Source organism: Pseudomonas sp. B21-032 (assembly GCF_024748965.1).
In the GTDB taxonomy this organism is placed as follows: Bacteria; Pseudomonadota; Gammaproteobacteria; order Pseudomonadales; family Pseudomonadaceae; genus Aquipseudomonas.
Map to the genome: position 1 here is coordinate 623,421 of NZ_CP087180.1, position 18,580 is coordinate 642,000.

Annotated in this window: 17 protein-coding genes and 1 pseudogene; 7 read left to right on the forward strand and 11 right to left on the reverse strand. The window is 64.1% G+C overall.

Annotated features, from left to right (window positions below; genetic code table 11):
• Positions 1–20 precede the first annotated feature (20 nt).
• The 9 genes and pseudogenes from LOY54_RS02760 to cbiE all read right to left on the reverse strand — a co-directional run bounded on the left by LOY54_RS02760 (position 21) and on the right by cbiE (position 8,465).
• A complete protein-coding gene (locus LOY54_RS02760; protein WP_258609157.1) occupies positions 21–2,087 on the reverse strand; it encodes a TonB-dependent copper receptor in 2,067 nt (688 codons plus the stop codon).
• Positions 2,088–2,165: 78 nt separating this feature from the next.
• Complete coding sequence (locus LOY54_RS02765) at positions 2,166–2,594, reverse strand: DUF2946 domain-containing protein (RefSeq protein WP_045196963.1); 429 nt, start codon at positions 2,592–2,594, stop codon at positions 2,166–2,168.
• A 19-nt stretch (positions 2,595–2,613) separates the two neighbouring features.
• Positions 2,614–3,087 carry a copper chaperone PCu(A)C gene (locus LOY54_RS02770; protein ID WP_045196966.1) on the reverse strand — a complete coding sequence of 158 codons (474 nt, stop codon included), beginning with the start codon at positions 3,085–3,087 and terminating at the stop codon, positions 2,614–2,616.
• A gap of 47 nt (positions 3,088–3,134) precedes the next feature.
• Positions 3,135–3,526 (reverse strand): annotated as a pseudogene (locus tag LOY54_RS02775) (DUF2946 domain-containing protein).
• Between the two features lie 96 nt (positions 3,527–3,622).
• On the reverse strand, positions 3,623–4,480 hold the full coding sequence (locus LOY54_RS02780; RefSeq protein ID WP_258609159.1) for an SPFH domain-containing protein: 858 nt from the start codon (positions 4,478–4,480) through the stop codon (positions 3,623–3,625).
• Positions 4,481–4,503: 23 nt separating this feature from the next.
• On the reverse strand, positions 4,504–4,941 hold the full coding sequence (locus LOY54_RS02785; protein WP_258609165.1) for an NfeD family protein: 438 nt from the start codon (positions 4,939–4,941) through the stop codon (positions 4,504–4,506).
• Between the two features lie 512 nt (positions 4,942–5,453).
• Entirely contained in the window at positions 5,454–6,167 is a 714-nt protein-coding gene (locus LOY54_RS02790; RefSeq protein ID WP_258609166.1) for a cobalt-precorrin-6A reductase, read from the reverse strand.
• Positions 6,164–7,261, reverse strand: a complete 1,098-nt coding sequence (locus LOY54_RS02795) for a cobalt-precorrin-5B (C(1))-methyltransferase (RefSeq protein ID WP_258609167.1) — start codon at positions 7,259–7,261, stop codon at positions 6,164–6,166. The genes LOY54_RS02790 and LOY54_RS02795 overlap by 4 nt, the downstream gene beginning before the upstream one ends.
• Positions 7,254–8,465 carry a precorrin-6y C5,15-methyltransferase (decarboxylating) subunit CbiE gene (gene cbiE, locus LOY54_RS02800; RefSeq protein ID WP_258609168.1) on the reverse strand — a complete coding sequence of 404 codons (1,212 nt, stop codon included), beginning with the start codon at positions 8,463–8,465 and terminating at the stop codon, positions 7,254–7,256. The genes LOY54_RS02795 and cbiE overlap by 8 nt, the downstream gene beginning before the upstream one ends.
• A gap of 116 nt (positions 8,466–8,581) precedes the next feature.
• Between cbiE and cobG the strand changes: the two genes are divergently transcribed.
• The 7 genes from cobG (at position 8,582) to LOY54_RS02835 (ending at position 15,140) form a co-directional block, all read left to right on the forward strand.
• A complete protein-coding gene (gene cobG / locus LOY54_RS02805; RefSeq protein WP_309475657.1) occupies positions 8,582–9,916 on the forward strand; it encodes a precorrin-3B synthase in 1,335 nt (444 codons plus the stop codon).
• On the forward strand, positions 9,909–10,535 hold the full coding sequence (locus tag LOY54_RS02810; protein WP_123565000.1) for a precorrin-8X methylmutase: 627 nt from the start codon (positions 9,909–9,911) through the stop codon (positions 10,533–10,535). The genes cobG and LOY54_RS02810 overlap by 8 nt, the downstream gene beginning before the upstream one ends.
• Positions 10,532–11,266: a precorrin-2 C(20)-methyltransferase gene (locus tag LOY54_RS02815; protein ID WP_408980550.1), complete on the forward strand. Its 735-nt coding sequence runs from the start codon at positions 10,532–10,534 to the stop codon at positions 11,264–11,266. Before LOY54_RS02810 ends, LOY54_RS02815 begins: the two co-directional genes overlap by 4 nt.
• Positions 11,266–12,966, forward strand: coding sequence for a precorrin-3B C(17)-methyltransferase (gene cobJ, locus LOY54_RS02820; RefSeq protein WP_258609169.1), 1,701 nt, complete (start codon positions 11,266–11,268; stop codon positions 12,964–12,966). Before LOY54_RS02815 ends, cobJ begins: the two co-directional genes overlap by 1 nt.
• Before the next feature lie 102 nt (positions 12,967–13,068).
• A complete protein-coding gene (locus LOY54_RS02825) occupies positions 13,069–13,764 on the forward strand; it encodes a hypothetical protein (RefSeq protein ID WP_258609171.1) in 696 nt (231 codons plus the stop codon).
• A 70-nt stretch (positions 13,765–13,834) separates the two neighbouring features.
• Entirely contained in the window at positions 13,835–14,521 is a 687-nt protein-coding gene (locus tag LOY54_RS02830; protein ID WP_258609173.1) for a hypothetical protein, read from the forward strand.
• Positions 14,514–15,140: a hypothetical protein gene (locus tag LOY54_RS02835; RefSeq protein WP_258609175.1), complete on the forward strand. Its 627-nt coding sequence runs from the start codon at positions 14,514–14,516 to the stop codon at positions 15,138–15,140. The genes LOY54_RS02830 and LOY54_RS02835 overlap by 8 nt, the downstream gene beginning before the upstream one ends.
• On the opposite strand, the gene LOY54_RS02840 is transcribed toward LOY54_RS02835, so the two are convergent.
• The gene (locus LOY54_RS02840; protein ID WP_093376541.1) at positions 15,137–15,733 is read right to left on the reverse strand and encodes a MarC family protein; all 597 of its coding nucleotides are present in this window, start codon (positions 15,731–15,733) and stop codon (positions 15,137–15,139) included. The genes LOY54_RS02835 and LOY54_RS02840 overlap by 4 nt on opposite strands.
• A gap of 45 nt (positions 15,734–15,778) precedes the next feature.
• Positions 15,779–18,550, reverse strand: a complete 2,772-nt coding sequence (locus LOY54_RS02845; RefSeq protein ID WP_045196995.1) for a hybrid sensor histidine kinase/response regulator — start codon at positions 18,548–18,550, stop codon at positions 15,779–15,781.
• Positions 18,551–18,580 lie beyond the last annotated feature (30 nt).

An 18,580-nucleotide genomic window follows, 5' to 3' on the forward strand; every position in this document is an offset into this window, starting at 1 on the left:
ACGATCGCGCCCGGGTTGGATCAGAAACTCAGGTCGACCTTGGTCCAGAACGTACGCCCCGGCTCGTTGATCGGCTGCGGGTCGGTTGCCGGGTAGCCGAAGCCGGCGTTGCCCGCCAGGTTCAGGTGCTCGGCGTAGGCTTTGTCGAACAGGTTGTCGACCCCGGCGCTGAGCTTGAGGTTGTTGCTGACCTTGTAGGCGCCGTTCAGCGAGAACACGCCGAAACCGCCGCTCTTCTCGTAGTCCTTGCCCACCACGTTGCCGGAGTTTTCGGCAATGCGGTTCTGCGCCGCCACCAGGCGCCACAAGGCCCCGGCGCTCCACACATCACGGCTGTAGGTCAGGCCCAGGCGGCTTTCAAGCGGTGGCATCTGCGGCAGTGCCTTGCCGTCGCTGCTGTTCTTGCCCCAAGCGTAGGCCAGGGTAGCGTCGGCTTTCCAGTTGCTGGTCAATTTGTACGCCGCGCCCAGTTCGCCGCCCATGATCCGCGCGTCGATGTTCTGTGCTTGCGAGCTTGGCATGCCCATCATCCCCGGCCGGTAGTCGAAGAGGATATAGTCGCGGATCTGCCCGACATAGCCCGAGGCCCAGGCGTCGACGGTGTCGGTCTGGTACTGGATGCCGAAGTCGAGCTGGGTGGTTTTCTCCGGTTTGATACTGTCGAAGGCATTGACCGAACCTGCCGGGCCGGACTTGGGCGAGAACAGCTCCCAGTAGTCGGGGAAGCGCTGGGCGTGGCCGAGGCCGACGTACGTGGTGGCGGGGATATCCACCAGGTCATGCTCGTAGCGAATAAAACCGCTGGGCAGGGTATCGGCGCGGGTGTCGCCACGGGTGGCGCTAGTGGCGCGGTAATCCTTGGCCGAGGCGCGGTCCAGGCGCGCACCGGTGATCAGCCGGTCCTGTTCGGCGGCGTACCAGGTCAGCTCGCCGAACACCCCGTAGTTGTGGAAGTCGGCGTCCTTGGTCCAGGCCATGTGCTTGTGCACATCGACGCCCATGCCGCTGCGCTGGCGGTGTTCGTTGGTTTGCGCGTCGATGCCGCTGATCAGTTGCAGGTCATCCCAGCGCCAGGTGCCCTTGATCCGCCCGCCAAGGGTGCGGCGGTCGACGTTGCTGACCATCGGCATGCCCATCATACCCATGCCCGAGGGCGTGCGCAGGCTGTAGTTGTCCATCACGTGGTCGGCGTAGTTGTAGTAGATCTGGGCTTCGAGCTTGTCGAAGACTTCGCCGATGTTGGACTTCTCCAAGCGCAGGCCAAGGCTTTCGCGCTTGAACTGCGAGCCGTCCATGCCGCGCCCGGCATAACGCGCTTCACCGTCGCCCTTGCCGGCGGTCAGTTCCACCAGGGTGTCGGCGTCCGGGGTCCAGCCCAGGGCGACGTCACCGTTCCACTTGTCCCAGCGCGACGGCACGGTGTCGCCTTTGCCGTCCTCATAGTCGTCCGAGCGCGACTGGTTGCCGACGAAGCGCGCATAGCCGTAGCGATTGCCGGCGGCGGCATCCAGAACCTTGTCGAAGCGGCCGTTGGAACCGCCCAGCAGGCTGGCGTTGACGCGGCTGCCCAGCTCGCCGAATTTTTCCGGCTCGCGGTCGAAAAGGATGGTCCCGGCCGATGCGCCCGGGCCCCAGATCACGCTTTGCGGGCCCTTGATCACGGTCAGGCGGTCGTAGGTCTCCGGCGAGATGTACGAGGTCGGGGCGTCCATGCGGTTGGGGCAGGCGCCAAGCATTACGCCGCCGTTGGTGAGGATGTTCAGGCGCGAGCCGAACATGCCGCGCAGCACCGGGTCACCATTGGTGCCGCCGGCGCGGATGGCCGAGAAGCCGGGGATGGTTTTCAGGTAGTCGGCGCCATCGCTGGCCGGCACCGGCTGGCGTGGGTCCTTGGGGTTGGTGACGATAGTCAGCGGCGAGCTCGGGGCCACGGCGGTGATCACCGTCGGGCTCAGCTCGGCCTGGTCATGGACATGTGCGTCTTCGGCCTGGCTTGCGGCCAGGGCCAGAGGGCTGAGCAGGGTGCCGCAGATCACGGCGATGGTCCCTTGCAGGGACAGACGAAAAACAGCGGTGCAGCCGGACATAATGATTCCAACATCGATCAGTCATAAGGGTGCGCGCAGTCGACGGCTGATGCCGGACTTCGGGCGCAGGGAGTGAACTCAGACGACGATGAAGGGTGGCGGCGCGCGGCTGCGGGCGCCGGGGAATACCGTCTGCCGGGCATGGCCCTGGCGCGGGTAGACGATCAGCCGGTTGCTGGCGGGTACGGCTTCGGTGTTGAGCAGGCTCAGGGCCTGGGGCAGCGCCGGGCAATGGAAGAACAGGCTGCAGTAACCGCACTTCTCCCAGATCACCTTCAGCGCCGGGCTGGCGCCGTGATGGTTGTCGGCATGGCAATCGGCGGCGCTGTCCATGGCCATGCTCATGTTCATGCCTGGCGGCATGGCACGGTGATCCATCGGCATCGACTGGGAAACCAGTGGGCCGATAAAGATCATCAACATGGCAAACAGGCTCAGCCAGCTGCCGCGAAGCGTCCTGGAACCAGGACGTGCGGGGCGGGTGAACCTGCTGCGGGCGCTAGTCACGCCGGGCAGCCTTCAGCGATCAGTGATTGTGAGCGGCTGCCTCGTCGGGTGCCTGTTTCTGCACCGCGACCTCGACGGTGATGTCACCGGCGTGCTTGAAATGCAAGGTCAGCGGGAAGCGCTTGCCATCAGCCAGCAGGCTGCGGTCCTTGGGCTGCATCAGCATCACATGGTAGGCGCCGGGGGCGAATTTCAGCTCGCCGCCTGCAGGCACTTCGACGCTCATTACCTGCTGCATTTTCATCAGGCCATCTTTGTGCACATGCTCGTGCAGCTGGGCATCGTCGCTGATCGGGCTGTCGACGCCGGTCAGGGTGTCGGCGCTCTTGCCGTTGTTATGCACGACAAAATAGGCGGCAACGTTGGGCGCGTTCGGCGGCAACTCCTGCGACCACGGGTGAGCGATATGCAGCTCGCCTACGGTGTATTCATGGGCAGTGGCAAAGGTCGCCGGCAGCATCAGCGCGGCCAGCAGCAGGGCGTTCTTGAACATGGTGATTCTCCAGTCGATTCAGGTTCGCAACAGGTAGCGTAGTGAACTCAGACCAGAGGGGAGGCGCGGGGGTTGAGGGCCGGCCACTGTTGGCGTGGCGTGGGTTGATAGGCGGTGAGCAGCGGTTCGAGCCCGATCGACAGGGCCAGCGGTTTGCTCAGTTGCGGCGCATGCCCGGGAAGCGCCAGCAACGGCGCGGCGCCCGAGCAGCACCAGCAGTGCTGCATGTTCGAATGGTCATCGCCTTGCTGGCCGAGGTCGATCTTGCCCAGGGCCATGATTGCCGGATTGGCCTTGGCCCCGACGCTCGAACAGAAGGCGCCCCACAGCAGTTGTTCGGCCGGGCCCTTGGGGCTGCGGACGCCAACGGCATGGCCAGCAGATTGAACAGCACTGCGAAGCAGGCAATCCAGGCGATGGCGGGCCGATATGGGGACATGGAAAGATCCGGTCAGGAATCAGAGGTGGCTATTGTAGCGCCCAGTATAGGAAAAATTACCGGGGGTGCGGTGAAGTGCCGCACTCCCGGTTCGCATCAGGCCTGTTTGTTGCGGCCCATCAGGCCGCGCACGGTTTCCTGCAGGTCGGCCGGCAGCACCACCACCTTGGCGTTGTCGCTGCTGGCAAGGCTTTCCATGGCGTCGATGTAACGCTCGCCGAGCAGGTACATGGCCGGGGTGATTTCGGTGCCGACCGCGTCCCGAACCAGGGTGATGGAACGCGCCGAGGCTTCGGCGAGGTTGATCTGCGCCTCGGCGTCGAGCTTGGCCGCCTGCTGGCGCGCTTCGGCTTCGAGAATGGCGGCCTGCTTGGCGCCCTCGGCGCGGGTGACGTCGGCTTTGCGTTCACGCTCGGCGGCGGCCTGGCGCTCCATGGCCGCCTGCATGTTCTGCGACGGCTTGATGTCCTGGATCTCTACCGAGCGCACGGTCACGCCCCAGTCTTCGGTCTGCTCGGACATCGCTTCGCGCAGGCGCGCCTTGATCTGCTCGCGGCTCGACAGCGCTTCGTCGAGGTCCATGGCGCCAACGATGGCACGCAGCGAGGTCATGGTCAGGCTGGTGACCGCGAAGCTGAAGTCCTGCACGCCGTAGGCGGCTTTTTGCGGGTCGACGACCTTGGCGAAACACAGGGCGTTGGCGACGATCACCGCGTTGTCGCGGGTGATGATTTCCTGCTGCTGCACGTCGAGGATGATGTCCTTGGTCGGCAGGCGGTAGGCGACCACGTCCATGTACGGGATCAGCAGGTTCAGGCCCGGCTTGAGGGTGCTGTGGTAGCGGCCCAGGCGCTCGACGATCCACTCCTCGCCCTGGGGCACGATGCGCACGCCCTTGAACAGGGTGATGAGGGCGAATGCGGCGATGGTGCCGACGACGATAAGGCTGGTCATGAGTCAATGCTTCCTTTTACTGATCAGACCCGGGCAACCCGGGCGGTATTGCCTTCGATGGCAGTGAGGCGCACGCGCTCGCCGGCCGGGATCTCGGCATCGGCGACGCACACCCATTCTTCATTGCCGAGAATCGGCTTTTGAAAGCGCACGCGGCCCTTGTGAAATTCGGAAACCGTGGCAGTGAGCAGGCCGACTTCGCCGATCACGCTATCGGCAGTCCAGCGGGTGTCCGGCTGCTTCCTGCGAAACACCTTGAACCACAGCAGCGTGGTGATCGACGAGAACACCACCCACAGCAGCACCTGCATATCGAGCTGCAGGCTCGGCGCCAGGAAGGCAATGAACGAAACCAGCACGGCACCAATGCCGAACCAGAGGATGAAGAAGGTTGGCAGGACCAGTTCGAGCACTACGAGGCCGAAACCGAATACCAGCCAGATCCACCATTGCATTTCCATATGGGTGAGGTCTTCCGGGGGGAGGAGGGGGGGTATTGTAAGGCAGTGGAGTAGCTATGGGCTATGCGGCGCGGCTTCTTGGCTGGGTCTAGGTTGCTCTCTGTCTTCCATGAAATCTTGACTAGGAGGTGGCATGTCGAACCAATGACCCCATGACAGTTTTGAGGGCCCTGCTGGTGGCCTTCTCGTAACACAGATATGACGGGTACCAGGGGGATATATGAGATGTTTGAGTATGACATGCAATCATCCTCTTTATAGTGAGAGGCGGCATTTTGGCTGGTTAGACGTTACCTGGAATATTGGATGGGAATGTTGATCCAAGTGAGAAAAATCTTTGTTAGTTGTAGGCTTTAATCGTTAGTTAGCCGTGCTTGTATTGAAATGCCTCCGTTTTCTGCGGGGGCTGGCTTGCCAGCGATGTGGCCAGACAAGGTGATAAAGCTGTGTTGTCTGGACTGCGACCGTTCTGCGGTCGATCGCTGGCAAGCTCAGTGGTGCAAAGGAACCCATCAAGGCAGGTCTGCCAGCATCTCTGAAGGGCTGAAGAACTCCCTGTCAACTTCCGGCAGCACTGGTCGCTTGAGGATCAACACCGGCACTCGCCGATGCCTGGCGATTGCAAGTTTAGGCTCGGTCGCCCCGCTGCCGCTGTTCTTGCTGATCAGCACATCGATCTGCCGACGCTCGAACAGCGCGCGTTCGTCTTCCAGGTGGAACGGCCCGCGGGCGCCGATCACTTCGCAGCGTGCATTGCCGGGGCAGGCTTCGAGGGCGCGCAAGGTCCAGAATTGATGGGCGGGAATTTCGTGCAGATGCTGCAACGGCTCACGGCCGAGGGTGAACAGCGGGCGCTGGAACGGGCGCAGGGCGTCGATCAGTTCGGCCCAGTCGCTCACCTCGCGCCAGTCATCGCCGGCCTGGGCTTGCCAGGCCGGGCGGCGCAACGCCCAGCACGGCACACCGGTGAGTTGCGCGGCGTGGGCGGCGTTGGCGCTGATGCGGGCGGCATAGGGGTGGGTAGCGTCGATCAGCAGGTCGATGCGTTCTGCGCGCAGGTAAGCGGCCAGGCCCTCGGCGCCGCCAAACCCGCCGACCCGGACCTGACAGTCCAGGTCAGTAGGCACCCGGCCGATCCCGGCCAGGCTGTAGACGTGCTGTGGGCCCAGGGTGCGGGCAATGGCCAGCGCCTCGGTGACGCCGCCGAGCAACAGGATGCGCGTCATGCAAAGCCCCCCGCATGGCCTACGATGCCGCCCTGACGATCAATGGCGAACACTTCCACCTGAACCTGCGCCGGCACCACGCTGCGGGCAAAGGCCAGGGCATGGGCGCAGACCGCATCACCCAGGGCAATGCCGGCGGCACTGGCGAGGGCCAGGGCCTGCTGGCTGGTGTTGGCCTGGCGAATAGCGTCTTGCAACGCCGGGTCGGCACCAATGGCTGCGGCCCAGTCGGCCAGTTGCGGCAGGTCGATGCTCGAATGGCGGCTGTGCAGGTCCATGTGCCCGGCGGCCAGCTTGCTGATCTTGCCGAAGCCGCCGCACAGGCTGAGTTTATCCACAGGCACCTTGCGCAGGTGCTTGAGCACCGCGCCGACAAAGTCGCCCATCTCGATCAGGGCGATTTCCGGCAGGTTGTAGACCCGGCGCATGGTGTCTTCGCTGGCATTGCCGGTGCAGGCGGCGATGTGCTGGTAGCCGTTGGTTTTTGCCACGTCGATGCCCTGGTGGATCGAGGCGATGTAGGCCGAGCAGGAGAACGGCCGGACAATGCCGCTGGTGCCGAGGATCGACAGGCCGCCAAGAATGCCCAGGCGCGGGTTCATGGTCTTCAGCGCCAGGCTCTCACCGTCCTGCACGTTTACCGTGACCTCGAAGCCGCCGCTGTAGGCGAATTCGGCGGCCAGGCGCAGCAGGTGCTCGGTCATCATCTTGCGTGGTACCGGGTTGATCGCCGGCTCACCCACGCCGAGCACCAGGCCTGGGCGGGTCACCGTGCCGACGCCGTGGCCGGCAACAAAGCGCACACCGGGTTCGGCCTGCAGGCGCACGCGGCTGTAGAGCAGGGCGCCGTGGGTCACGTCCGGGTCATCGCCGGCATCCTTGAGGGTGCCGGCTTCGGCGCCGTCCTCGTGCAGGCGACAAAACTCCAGGCGCATCTGCACCACCTTGCCCTTGGGCAAGGTGATCTGCACCGCATCGTTGCTCTGGCCGCCCAGCAGCAGCCGCGCCGCCGCCAGGCTAGTGGCGGTGGCGCAACTGCCAGTGGTCAGGCCGCTGCGCAGTGGCGTGGGTTGTTCGCGGGTTTCGTCACGCATCGGCAGGCTTGACCGCGTCTAGCAGGGTGATTGGCAGGGCCTGGCGCCAGGTGTCGAACTCGCCCAGGGGTTGGGCCTGGGCGATATGGATGCGGGTCAGCTCGCCGCCATGCTGCTCGCGCCAGTTGACCAGCGCCAGTTCACTTTGCAGGGTCACGGCATTGGCCACCAGGCGGCCACCCGGGCGCAGTTGCTGCCAGCAGTGTTGCAGCACGCCTTCGCGGGTCACGCCGCCACCGATGAAAATCGCATCCGGGCATTCCAGGCCCTGCAGGGCCATCGGCGCACGACCCCGGATCAACTGCAGGCCAGGGACGCCGAGGGCATCGCGGTTGTGTTCGATCAGTTGCTGGCGGCCCTCGTCGGACTCGATCGCCAACGCCCGGCAACTGGGGTGGGCGCGCATCCACTCGATACCGATCGAGCCGCTGCCGGCGCCGACATCCCAGAGCAGTTCGCCCGGCTGCGGGGCCAGGCGCGCCAGAGTGATGGCGCGCACATCGCGCTTGGTCAGCTGGCCGTCGTGCCTGAAGGCGCTGTCTGGCAGACCGGCAAGCGGCGACAGGCGCGGTGCATCGGGCGTGGCCAGGCATTCGATGGCGACCAGGTTCAAGTCGGCAACTTGCGGGTGCGGCCAGTGCGCGGCAGTGCCCTCGAGGCGCCGCTCGGCGCTGCCGCCCAGGTGCTCGAAGACCTGCAGGCGGCTCAGCGCGAAACCGCGTTCGCGCAGCAGGGCGGCGATCGCGGCCGGGCTGCTGCCATCGTTGCTCAGCACCAGCAGGCGCACGCCGCTGTACAGGTGGGCGTTGAGCGCAGCGATCGGCCGCGCCACCAGCGAGAGCGTCAGCACCTCCTGCAGTGGCCAACCCAGGCGGGCGGCGGCCAGGGCGCAGGAAGAGGGCATCGGCAACACGTTCATTTCGCTGACGTCGAGCTGGCGCGCAAGGCTTGCGCCCACGCCATAGAACATCGGGTCGCCGCTGGCCAGCACGCACACCGGCTCGCCGCGCAGGGCCAGTACCGGCGCCAGGGAAAACGGGCTGGGCCACAGCAGGCGTTCGCCGCTGATGCAGTGCGGCAGCAGGTCCAGCTGGCGCTGGCCGCCAAACACCCGTGAAGCGCCCAGCAGCGCGCGCCGGGCCTGCTTGCCCAGGCCACTGAAGCCGTCTTCACCGATACCTACTATTGTCAGCCAGGGCGACATGGATTTCCTCAATTCAACGCAATCCGACCGGCAGGCTTTTCATGCCTTCGGACAAAGCAGGCATAATACCGCGCCTTCTACACTGAAGTGCCTTTTCACGATTGCCGGGTGACCTTTTGAACCAGCCTGTATCGGCCCACCAGCCCCAAGCTTCGCTGCGTCCCTCGGCCTGTCCGGGGTTGTGGCGCATCGTCCAGGCGCTGGACGGCGGCATCTGCCGGATCAAGCTGGCCGGCGGGGCGCTGACGGCGGCTCAGGCCGAGGCCGTGGCCGCTGCGGCCGAGCGTTATGCCGGTGGTGAAATCGAAGTCACCAACCGTGGCAACCTGCAGATTCGCGGCATCGGCGGCGACCACGCCTCGCTGATCGAAGGGCTGCTGGCCGCAGGCCTGGGCCCGCGCGAGGCCGCGGGCGACGATGTGCGCAACCTGATGCTCAGCCCCACCGCAGGCATCGATCCGCAGATGCTGTTCGACACCCGGCCTTTGGCGCAGCAGGTGCTGCAGTCGCTGGAAACCACCCCGCGTTTTCATCAGCTCTCGGCCAAGTTCGCCGTGCAGCTGGATGGCGGCGAGGCCCTGGCGATGCTTGAACACCCCCATGACCTGTGGCTCAGCCCGCTGAAGCTTGACGACGAACTGTGGCTGGCATTCGGCCTTGCCGGTTGCCCGGCCGCGGATGCGCCGTTGGGTGCTGTACCCCTGACGCGCGGGCACGAACTGGTACTGGCGGTACTCAAGCGCTTTCTCGATCTGGCCCGGCCAGAGCAGACGCGGATGCGCCAGTTGCTCAGCGAACATACGCCCGAGGCGTTTATCGCCGGGCTGGTTTTGCCGGTGCGGGCGGATGCGGCGGTTTGCCAGTGGCGTCGCTCGCCGGTAACGGCGGGCTATCTGGGGATTTATCCACAGCTGCAACACGGCCTGAGCGCCGTCGGTTCGGCAGCGCCCCTGGGGCGTCTGAACCCTTCGATGCTGCGCGCTGCGGCCCGGCTGGCACGGGAGCAGGGCGACGGCACCTTGCGCATGACCCCTTGGCAGGGCGTGCTGCTGCCCAACATTGGCCACCATCATGCCGGGCAGGTGGTCGACGGCCTGGCCCGATTGGGGCTGCTGGTCTCGACCCATGATCGACTGGCGCGCCTGGTCGCCTGCACCGGTTGCGCCGGCTGCGCCAAAGGCCAGGCCGAAACCAAGGGCGATGCGCGCCTGCTGGCCACCATGCTGGCGCCCGGAGCACCGGCCAGCGTGCACTTGAGCGGCTGCCTGCGCTCGTGCGCCATGGCCCACGTGGCGCCCGCCACCTTGCTGGCGCAAAGCCCCGGCCACTACGACTTGTACCTGCGTGACGCAACCGAGCCTGGCTTCGGCCGCCTGCGCGCACGCAACCTCACACTAAAAGAAGCCGGCGCACTGCTAGACGCCTGCTCACGGAGCACCCTTGATGATTGATTACATCCGCGATGGTCAGGAGATCTATCGCAATTCCTTCGCGATCATTCGAGAGGAAGCCCGGCTCGATCGCATCCCGGCCGATCTGGAAAAGCTTGCGGTCCGCGTGATACACGCCTGCGGCATGGTCGATGCAATCGATGGCCTGCAGTTCTCCCCGGGTGCCGGCAAGGCCGGGCGTGATGCCCTGGCCGCCGGCGCGCCGATCCTCTGCGATGCGCGGATGGTGTCCGAGGGTATTACCCGTGCACGCCTGCCAGCCAACAACCCGGTGATCTGCACCCTGCGCGACGAGCAGGTGCCGGAACTTGCCCGCGAGTTGGGCAACACCCGCTCGGCGGTGGCCCTGGAGCTGTGGCGGCCGCACCTGGAAGGCAGTGTGGTAGTTATCGGCAACGCGCCGACCGCGCTGTTCTACCTGCTGGAAATGCTCGACGCTGGCGCGCCTAAACCGGCGTTGATTCTCGGCTTCCCGGTGGGCTTTGTTGGCGCCGCCGAGTCCAAGGCGATGCTCGCTGCCGACAGCCGCGGCGTGCCGTTCGTGATCATGCAAGGGCGCCTGGGCGGCAGCGCCATGGCCGCCGCGGCGGTCAATGCCCTGGCCACGGAGGTCGAATGATGCAGGCTCGTGGACGTTTGCTGGGCCTGGGCGTCGGTCCTGGTGATCCGGAACTGATCACCGTCAAGGCGCTGCGTTTGCTGCGCGAATCGCCGGTGGTGGCCTACTTTGTCGCCAAGGGCAAGCGCGGCAACGCCTTCGGCATCATCGAAAGCCATCTGCAGGAAGCCCAGACCTTGCTGCCGCTGGTGTACCCGGTGACCACCGAGGTGCTGCCGGCGCCGTTGTCTTATGAACAGGTCATCAGCGATTTTTACGATGCCGCCAGCCTCGAGGTTGCCGCGCACCTGGATGCCGGCCGCGATGTGGCGGTGATCTGCGAAGGCGATCCGTTCTTCTACGGCTCCTACATGTACCTGCATGACCGCCTCGCCGAGCGCTACGATGCGCAGGTGATCCCGGGCGTCTGCTCGATGCTCGGCGGCGCCTCGGTGCTCGGTGCGCCGCTGGTGTATCGCAACCAGAGCCTGTCGGTACTCTCCGGCGTGCTGCCCCATGATAAACTCAAACGCCGCCTGGCCGATGCCGATGCCGCGGTGATCATGAAACTTGGGCGTAACTTCCCCAAGGTTCGCGATGTGCTGGCCGAGCTCGGCCTGGCCGAGCGTGCCCTGTATGTGGAGCGGGCAACCATGGCCAACCAGAAGATCGTCGCCCTGGACCAGGTCGACCCGCAGTCCTCACCGTACTTCTCGCTGATCATCGTACCCGGTGAAAGGTGGCAAGGTTGATGACCGGTAAAGCCCCGGCCATTGTCATCCTTGGCAACGGCAGCCTGGCCACTGCCCGCAAGATCCAGCAGCTGTACCCGGACGCATTGATCCATGGCCTTGAGGGCCGGGTCGAAGGCGCCGACCGCAGTTACCAGGAATTCGGCGCCACCGTGCGCCAGCTCTATCAGCACGACACACCGATCATCGCCCTGTGCGCTGCCGGTATCGTCATCCGCACCCTGGCCGGCCTGTTGCTGGAGAAGGGCGCCGAGCCGCCGGTGCTGGCGGTGGCCGAGGATGGCAGTGCCGTGGTGCCGCTGCTCGGCGGGCTCGGCGGGGTCAATCGCATGGCCCGGGAAATCGGCGCCGGCCTGGGCGTGGCGGCGGCGATCACCACCAGTGGCGAGCTGCGTTTCGGTACCTGCCTGCTCAACCCGCCCAGCGGTTATGCCCTGGCCGACCTTGAGCTGGGCAAGCGTTTCGTCTCCGACCTGCTGGCCGGCGAAAGCGTGCGTATCGACGGCGCTGCGCCCTGGCTTGAACAGGCGCAGCTGCCGCAAAGCGAGCAGGCGCACCTGGCGATTCATGTTGGTTGTGATGCCCGTGCAGCCTCGGCCAATGAGCTGGTGATCTACCCGCGTTGTGTCATGGTCGCGGTCAGCGAAGTGCTGCCGGAACTGGCCCAGGCCATTCGCGCTGCCCTGCAGGCGGCGCGCATTGCCGAGCCGGCGCTGGCTTGCCTGCTGGCCGCAGAGCCGCACATGGCCAACCCGGCCCTGCACGCGGCTGCTGCCGAGCTGGGTGTGGCCCTGCGCTTTGCCCCAGGCGCTGGTGATGCCAGCGCCCTGGCCGCTCAGGCCCTGCCGCAATTGCTGCCACCGCAGTCGGTGAGCGGTGGCCTGGCCATCGTGGTCTCGAACCAGCCGATCGACCCGCAGCAGATCGGCCGCGCCCGCGGGCGCCTGGCGGTGATCGGCCTCGGTCCTGGCGCTGCCGACCTGATGGTGCCGGCGGTCAAGGCGGAGCTGGCGCGGGCCAACGACGTACTCGGCTATGAAACCTATGTGCGCATGGCCGGGCCGTTCCGTGCCGATCAGGTGCTGCATTGCACCGACAACCGCGAAGAGATGCAGCGTGCCCGGCATGCCTTCGAGCTGGCGGCGCAAGGGCGTTCGGTAGTGGTGGTGTCTTCGGGCGACCCTGGTGTGTTCGCCATGGCCGCGGCGGTGCTCGAAGCGCTGCACGAGTCGAACGATCCGGATTGGCACGCAGTGGAGCTGGAAATGCTGCCCGGCGTTTCCGCTTCCCTGGCAACTGCAGCGCAGGCCGGCGCTCCCTTGGGCCATGACTTCTGTGTGCTGTCGCTGTCGGACAACCTCAAGCCCTGGTCGATCATCGAGAAGCGCCTGGACCTGGCCTGCCAGGCCGACCTGGCGCTGGCCTTCTACAACCCGATCTCGCGCTCGCGGCCGTGGCAGCTCGGGCGGGCCCTGGAAATTGTCCGCCAGCATCGAGCCGAGCTGACTCCTGTAGTCCTTGGCCGCGACATCGGTAGGCCGGGGCAGACGCTGAAAGTAGTCAATCTCGGTGAGCTGCAACCGGACATGGTCGATATGCGCACCATGGTGCTGGTCGGATCCTCGACGACCTGCGAGTTTGCCCGTGCTGACGGTGGGCAGTGGGTCTATACCCCGCGCTGGTATACGACGCAGGGTTGATGCTGGCGTGGAAGGCTTTCGGCCCTGACCGAAGGTCGTGGCTCGAATAGTGTGAAGTTCCCGCCGATGTCGAGCGGGGCTTCATATAAAGGATTATTCGAGATGAACGACGTCACTAAAAAAGAAGAGCCCTCTAAAGATCTGGCTATCGCTATTCCAGGCGCGCTGTTGGCCATTGCCGGCAAGATCAAAGATCCAACCCGTGAAGATGTAATTGACTCTTATCAGTTTTCTTCCGAAGTTGCCGGGAAACTCTTCAACCCTAATACCCAGAGTGAAGAGTGGTTCAAGAAGTTTCTCAGCGTCATGCAGGATTGTGGCTGGGTCGTAGTCCGTCAGAAGTACCAAAAAACTGAGTCGGGATCCCAATCGCTCAAGATCGGCGCCATTGCCTCTAAAGCCGTAAGCGGAATTGGCAGCGCTGTTCTGGGCGGGCCGGCGGGTACGGCCTTGCGCAAGCTGGCTGACGGGGCGCTGAAAAAGCTTGGCCTTAGTGAAGAGGCTCAGCAAATAATCAAACGTAAGACCGACAATAGCAAAACCGCCTCTGCAGGCCTCGCCGCTTGCCTGGTGACCGAAAGCGACGACGTCGTGCTGGTGACAAGTGCTGTGCAGACGAGCAAGTCGGGTAAAGACGCTGACTGGGCCTTGTTCGAATGGGCAGGCAGCTCTTCTGATACCTACGAGGCTGCGGCAGCGTTGATGCTGAACCGCAAGCTCTATCACAGCATTCGCGATGCCATTATCGACAAGCTGAAACAACACAAGCAGAGCCGTGTCCTCCTCCACGATATCTGATTGGGCGGTCGGGATGGCTGGAGGCTTTAGCCATCCCGACATTCAAGCTTCTACTGGACCAGGAGGGATCATGGAAGACTATTGTGTATGGGTGAATGGTGGCTCGTTGTTGCTTATCGCCCCCGACGTACTGCCGCATCAACGCCAGGCAGTACTCGATTCTGTGTTGTATGCGCAACTGGTGGCGAACAAGTTCGCCGGCTCGCGCTTTTCGAATTACCAGAAGTGGTACGAACGCTATCGCAACACCCTGACTGAACGCGACTGGATCTTCACCAAGTTCCATCATGAGAGCAAATCCGCATCGGATTGCTCGCTACTCTCTGCGATCCAACCGATGCAACTCTGGCTGGAAACCCGATATACCGGCGCAAGTGCAATCATCGATCAAGGGATTGCGGCGCTGACTCGGGATGCACAGGGCCTGGAGTGTTTTGGTGGGTTTACTTTCGAGGCACGCGATACGGGTGCAGTTCTGATCATGGAGATCGGGCTGGTACACCCCGGTCCTGTAATCGACTTGTGCAGTATCTTCATTACCCACTCACAGGCGCCTGAAGTGGCCGGGATCAAGCAGTCGTTGGCCGGCGAAGTGTTATGCAACGAGGTTGTGATTAACGGCGGGGCGGCTGTGTTGGATGGCAAGCTATTCGAGGCTTCGCGCGCCGATCTGCGCAGTTTGATGGCGCGCAAGCAGCAGGAGCACAACTATGTAATGGCGCTCGACAGTCAACCTGAAGGTGATAATCATGAGTAAGCTAACGGGCGTGGTCGCCGACTCGAGCATCCTGTCGTTTCATCCGGAGGTTAGCGCTGCGCAGCGCGATTCTGTGCTACTGGCCATATCGGCAGCCGAGATGGTTACCCGTGATGCCTACGAGGAGGGACTGATCGACGATTGGTTCAACTATTACCGTCGGCAATTGATGTTCTACGGTTACGACCCGCTTCAGGCAAGCGAGGTGCACTGGCCCGGTGGCGAACGACCGAACATCGTCGACAAGGCTCTGCGCAGCATTGCCGCGGCCAGCGGCGGTAGTGAACTGGCACTATCGATGGGGGGGACCCTGGAGGCCCTCAGGGGCGCACGCGACGCGCTGGTGCATTTTGAGCAGCGGGTGCAAAAAACGGGAGTTTTTCAATTGCTACCCTGTGCTCCAGGCAAGGCCGGGCAGGTAGACATGGTGGTGTATCACGAAACGATGGCGCTTACGCAGACGAGTGCCGGCTTTCTGTTCCGCGAGCGCCAGACCCGGCAGGTCAAGGCCGAGCTGGTGCGCTTCAACGTCGCGCTGTTCGATCAGAAGCTGCGTGCCAAGGTGGAAAAAATGCGTCAGGCCGGTCGTATGCGCAACCTGGGCACATTTCTGGTCTAGGGCACCAGGTAACCCTTGATTCCGGTAAAGATGATCTGCGCCGCCAGGGCGCAGACAAACAACCCCATCAAACGGCTGACAATCTGCAGGCCCTGGTCGCCGAGAATCCGCTCGATACGGTTCGACAGGTACAACACCAGGCCGACGGTGAAGCTGGCCATGGCAATACTGACGATGGCCAGCAGCTTGTCGTCCCAGTGCGGCTGGCCAATCCCCATTACCAGCAGTGCACCGATGGTGCCAGGGCCGACGGTCAGGGGGATGGTCAGCGGCACGATGGTTACATCCTGCTGCACGTTGTCGGTCTGCACCGCCGACTTGCCCTGGGCCATGCCCAGCGCGGAAATGAACAGCACGCTGCCGGCACCGATGCGAAATGCATCCACGGTGATGCCGAATATGCCGAAGATCACCCTGCCGAACAGGTATAGCAATACGCTGGCGATCAACACGGCGATTGCCACGCGCCAGGCCAGTTGCTTGCGCTCCTTGCTGGAGTAGCCGCGGGTCAGGCTGATAAAGCACGAGAGCACGAAGAACGGGCTGTAGAGCACGAGCATTTTCAGGTAGACGCTGAACAACTCATGGAGCATGGTCGAGGCTCGCGGCAAGGGTGATGGGGAGCAAGTGTATGCGAATTACGGGGTTGGAATCTGACTTGATTCGGCTTCGCGATGCGCCACCCAATGCTCGATCAGCTCGCGCAACTGCGACAGTTCCACCGGCTTGGACATGTGCCCGTCCATGCCGGCCAGGCGTGCGCGTTCCTTGTGCTCGGCGAGGATGTGCGCGGTCAGGGCCACCACCGGTGTGCGCCGGCGCTGGTTGCTGACTTCCCAGATGCGCAGTTGCTGGGTGGCCGAGAAGCCATCGAGCACTGGCATTTCGCAGTCCATCAACACCAGGTCGTAATGGTTGGCCTTCATCGCCTGCAGGGCTTCCTCGCCATTGCTGGCGGTGTCCGGCTCCAGGCTCAGCTTGCCGAGCATGCCACGGATCACCTTGGTCGAGATGTTGTTGTCCTCGGCCACCAGGATGCGGAAATCGCTGGGCAGGTTCAGTGGCGCCGACAGCCCGGTCTGCACCGGGATACTCGGCTGGCCCTTGCTGCGCTGGGACAGCTCTTCGGCCAGGGTGGTCTTGAGGGTGTAGCCGGCCACCGGCTTGGCAAGGATGCGCTTGACCCCGGCATTGCGGGCGATGACCTTGCTTGGCGCGTTGCTGATACCGGTGAGCATCACCAGCAGGATGTCGTGGTTCAGGCTCGGGTCTTCCTTGATCTTCGCCGCCAGTTGCATGCCGGTCATGCCCGGCATGTTCTGATCGAGCAGCACCGCATCGAAGTAATCGCGCAGGTGCGCCTTGGTGCGCAACAGGGCCAGGGCTTCCTTGCCCGACGGCACGGCGCTGACGTTCATGCCCCAGGCGCTGCACTGCTGGACCAGGACCTTGCGGCAGGTGTCGTTGTCGTCCACCACCAGCACCCGGGCGCCGCGCAGCGGGCCGTCGAGGTCGGTGGGTGGCTGTTCGAGGCGGTGCGGGTCGAGCGGCAGGGTCATCCACAGGGTGTTGCCCATGTTGTGGCTGGTCTTGATGCCGAACTCGCCCTGCATCAGGGTGATCAGTTGCTTGGCGATGACCAGCCCCAGGTGGCCGCCGAGCTTGTTGCTGGAGAGGAAGTGCTTGCTGTGCAGCTCTGCCTGCAGCAGCGCTTCGCGCTCGCCCGGCGGGATCGGTTCGCCGCTGTCCTGCACGGCAATGCGCAGGCGCGGGCTGTCGCCGCGCTGGTCGAGGGCGACCACCAGCAGGATCTCGCCCTGGTCGGTTTTCTTCAGGGCGTTTTCCAAAAGGCTCAGCAAGGCCTGGCGCAGACGCGTCGGGTCGCCACTGATGACCCGCGGTACCTGCGGCTGGGTGAAGCTGATGAGTTCGATGTTTTGCTGCTCGGCCTTGGCCCGGAAGATACTCAGGCAATCCTCGATCAGGGCATTGAGGTCGAACTGCACGTCATCCAGCTCGATCTGCCCGGATTCGAGCTTGGAGATGTCGAGAATCTCGTTGATCAGGGTCAGCAGCTCGTTGCCGGCGCTGTGGATGGTCTGCACGTAGTCGCGTTGCTTGACCGACAGCGGGGTGCCGAGCAGCAGCTCGGTCATGCCCAGCACGCCGTTCATGGGCGTGCGGATCTCGTGACTGATCTTGGCCAGGAACTCGGCCTTGGCGTTGATCTCGGCGTTGCTGGCGGCCAGTTCGCGGCTGGCGCTGAAGCGCTCTTCGCTGATGCGCCGCAAGCGCTCGCTGACGGCCAGGTTGAGCAGCAGGCCGCTGAAACTGGTGAGCCCGAGGAGAATGAACAGCAGCCATTGGGTCGGCGTGCGGGTCAGGCCGAGCAGGGCCGGCAACACCACCAGGCAACCGATGTTGAACGCCAGCATGGCCAGGGCGAACAGCCGCGCCGGGGCATACCCCTTGTACCAGTGGTAGCTGGCCACCAGCAGCATGCTCAGGCTACCGACGGCCATCAGCGCATAGGTCATCAGGTTCAGCGGCAAGGTATCGACGAACAACAGCAACAGGCCGCACAGCGCGATCAGCAGCATCTCGCCCTGCAGCAGGCGGCTCAGGCGCGGTTGCTCGCAAGGCGTGAAGAAGCGCAGGGTAAAGGTCAGGCCGGCCAGCGATGCCAGCAGGGCAGTAAGGTAGGCCGCCGGTGTTTGTGCCGAATGCCAGAGGCTCCACCAGGGGCCGCTGAGGTTGAGCAGAATCAGTGCGCTGAGCAGCATCAGCGCGTGGTAGACCGCCAGGGCCAGGCTGGTACTGGAGCGTGAGTAAGCGAAGCGGATCAGGTTGTGCAGCATCAGCATCAGCAGGCAGCCGAACAACAGGCCGAAGAACAGCGGCTGGCGCTGGTCGGCGGCGGCCTGGGCGGCAGGCTCGAGGCTGATGGCCGGACGCAGCTGGTGTTCCGACACCAGGCGCAGGTACACATCCAGCGGTTGCGTGCTGTTGGGCAGGGCCAGGACATGGTCGCTGCTGCGCAGGTAAGGGTCGCCGCTGTCGCTCTGGCGACCGTTGTGGATCTGCTTGATCAGCCGGTCGCCTTGCAGGGCGTAGAGGTCCAGCCGTGACAGGTCGGGGGCGAACACCCGCAGCAGTTTTTCCTGCTGTCCGGGTTCCAGCCGATAGTGCAGCCACAACGCCTGGTCGGGCGTGGCAGCGTTGAGTTCGTTGAGTTCGAGGGGGCTGAACTGGTTGCGGTAGCGTTCGGAACGTACATCGCTCAATTGCAGGCTGGCCTGATCGTCAAGCAAAACCGCCCAACCACTGCCCTGTTCGGCCACGGCCGGGAACAGGCAGAGCAGGGTCAGCAAGCTGACAGTAAGACCAATGGCAATCCTGAGCCAACGCAAGACGAAATCCTTTCTTAGCCAAATGCCGGA